Source organism: Oleiphilus sp. HI0061, from assembly GCF_001635675.1.
In genome coordinates this window covers 1-2,847 of sequence record NZ_LWFE01001154.1, presented here as the reverse complement: position 1 = coordinate 2,847, position 2,847 = coordinate 1, and the positions used below count along the sequence as shown (strand labels likewise).

Sequence of the window (2,847 nt, the reverse complement as noted above, 5' to 3'; positions counted from 1 at the left end):
TACACAAGACCATCAAAGTATTGGCTTAAGCATTAGCTCTGCCCTTGCCTACGACAAACCTCATAATAGCCTCTACCTTAGTTCTGAAAGTGTGGCCTCTAGTGCCAGCGTGCTCGCACACACATATTTGGATCACAACAATAACGGTAGGTTTGATGAACAGGACAGCCCTCTTCCAAATATACATTTTAAAGGAAAGAACAGCTGGAGAAACAGCGCCACAAACGAAGAAGGTTATGTCTCTTTATGGGGGGTTCCTGATCTTCAAATGCAAACGATTAGTATCAACTCACGGAAAATTGAAGACCCGTTTCTGAAGCCACAGAAGGAGCATTTCACGCTCTATTCTCACTCGGGCAAGCTCAACGAGATCAGTATCGGCTTCCAAACTGCGATGGAACTCGAAGGAGAAGTGCTGCTTGAAAACAATGGTAAACTTATACCGAAAGCAGGTATTCCTGTCTCTCTTTTTACACTCGATGACTCACTGATACAGCAAACCCGAACCGAGTACGATGGTGTTTACATATTCGAAAACGTCCTACCAGGTAGCTACTTACTTAAAATAGATCCTGACTACCTTCAAAGTAAAAACCTCAGCGTAACACCAACTATAGAGCTCAAGACTTCAGGCGATGAAGGTATCATTTACCTTCCTCCCACACATCTCAAACAAAAAAATAAACTCTTACTTTTCAACATGTTAACCACACAAGCCACGATCACATAGCCCAGCTTTTTCATTTGCGCAAGAAATAAATATTTTTCACTTTTTCACATTTTAAGCATTGCTGCCTTAGCACTAGCTACTATACTTGAGTGGTATTCAGGACTTAATCAGCGATAAAAAGTGGAGGCAGACCGGCTTGAGAAAAGCACCCTTAGCATTAGTACTGCTTTCATGCTTTACGTTTTCAGTAAGCGCACAAGCTGAATCTTTTAAGGCAAAAGTGAAGTTGACCCTAGTCGACCCAGCATCGGTCAGCGCTATCGGCAGCACTCAACAAACCTTGTCGATGCCAGTTAAAAAGCTCGATAACAGCCAATGCACCATCGACCCTAAAAGCGGGTCTCTACAAGGTAACGCTTGCCTTGAGCCATCCGTCGATACACCTCAGCTAGATATTAGCGGGCGTGCCGCACAAGCCATCTCGGTAAAACTAAGTGACTCAGTCACAAATAGCGAAAGCGCGGCTTCTCTAAGCTTCGAACCGACGCTATATAATGGTTATGATCAAACTGAAAACTTTCAGCTAAGCACCAGTTCTCACAGCGTAAATATTGGTGGAACCATTTATCAACACAATACAAGTAACTCAGCACTTAATACCCAAGCAGTCCTTCAATACGGTGTAGAAGTACTTTACCCCTAGATTTACAAGCCCTAGCGCCCTATTAATTTCGCATGCCAATTAAGTTACCCTAGGTTATTTACATCAAGAGCTCATTCTTCTATATTAAGTAACCCAGAGTAACTTAACTTCAAATAATAAAGGAACACACAATGAACTACATCTTGATAACCGGTGCAAGCGCCGGAATTGGCGAAGTATTCGCAGAACAATTAGCCGCTCAAGGTCACAACCTGATTCTGACCGCCCGCAGAGAAGAGCGCCTTCAAGCGCTAGCCAGTAAGCTGGAAAGCCAATATAAAATCTCGACACAAATCATCGCTGCTGATTTGTCTGACTCAAACGGTGCCGAAACGCTAGCTAGCAAAATAATCAACGAAGGTTGGGCGCTAAACGGCCTAATCAACAATGCAGGCTTTGGAGACCGCGGTGCATTCACTGAACTGTCACTGGATCGTCAGTTACAAATGATTCAGCTCAACGTCACCAGCCTGGTAGATCTAACGCACCGACTCATCCCCAAGCTATCACAACAGAGTAATAGCTTTATCATTAACGTTGCCTCAACCGCTGCCTTTCAAGCGGGACCTAACATGGCTATATACTACGCGACCAAGGCTTTTGTGCTGTCCTTCTCTGAAGCACTATATGAAGAGCTTAAGGGCCAAGGTATTGCCGTCAGCACACTTTGCCCAGGTGCAACCGCATCTGAGTTTGCATCAGAAGCTAATATGACTAACACAAAACTATTCAAAGCAGGTGCCATGACAGCAGAAGCTGTTGTCAGGAAATCGCTCAAGAAAAAAGACCGCGCCATTGTTATCACTGGCTGGAAGAATATTTTTGGTGTTTGGTCTGGTAAACTATCCCCACGTTCAGTCACACGAAAACTTGCAGGATGGTTACAAGCCTAAAATGTGTTTAATCAAACAACGCGCGAATAATCCGGAACAAAAAGCTCTCAGAAAACAGCAAATTCTCGATGCTACACGAAAACGATTTTCTGATCTTGCCTACGAAGACCTTAACCTGAATGTGATTGCTGCAGATGTAGGTATTACTAAGGCCGCTTTATATCGCTACTTTAGAAATAAAGAGACTTTGTTCCTCGCGTTGTTTGTAGAAACCCTTGAAGAATTAATTCACTCGGCCCAAAAAATGCCAAACAAGCTCCCCCTAGCAAGGCTAATGGCTGACACCTTAATTGCTAACCCTATCTATTGTAAGTTGAATGCAATTTTACACACAATTTTAGAACGGAACCTTACCGTTGAAGAAGCATTACAATTCAAAAAAACCTTACTCCACTTAATGCACCAGTATTCCCAGTTACTAACACAACAAGCCGAGCAAGACTTGTCTCAAGCGCAAGCGCTCACCTTGCTTATGCAAGTTCAGCAAGCATTGATTGGCGTTTGGCATATGACTCACCCTGTCGGCGCAATTGCCGAGGTTATAGAGTCCCCTCCTTTAGATGTTTTTAAGCGAGATTTTT

4 protein-coding genes are annotated in these 2,847 nt (G+C 43.5%); all 4 read left to right on the top strand.

Features of this window, described 5'->3' with window-relative positions; all coding sequences use genetic code 11:
* The coding region (locus A3735_RS31090) for a hypothetical protein (protein ID WP_197485922.1) at positions 1-730 on the top strand (730 nt) is incomplete at its 5' end.
* A gap of 85 nt (positions 731-815) precedes the next feature.
* Positions 816-1,373 carry a hypothetical protein gene (locus tag A3735_RS17440; RefSeq protein WP_068638355.1) on the top strand — a complete coding sequence of 186 codons (558 nt, stop codon included), beginning with the start codon at positions 816-818 and terminating at the stop codon, positions 1,371-1,373.
* Between the two features lie 131 nt (positions 1,374-1,504).
* The gene (locus tag A3735_RS17435; protein WP_068511786.1) at positions 1,505-2,266 is read left to right on the top strand and encodes an SDR family oxidoreductase; all 762 of its coding nucleotides are present in this window, start codon (positions 1,505-1,507) and stop codon (positions 2,264-2,266) included.
* Position 2,267: 1 nt separating this feature from the next.
* A partial coding sequence (locus A3735_RS17430) for a TetR family transcriptional regulator (protein ID WP_068638353.1) occupies positions 2,268-2,847 on the top strand: 580 nt, incomplete at its 3' end.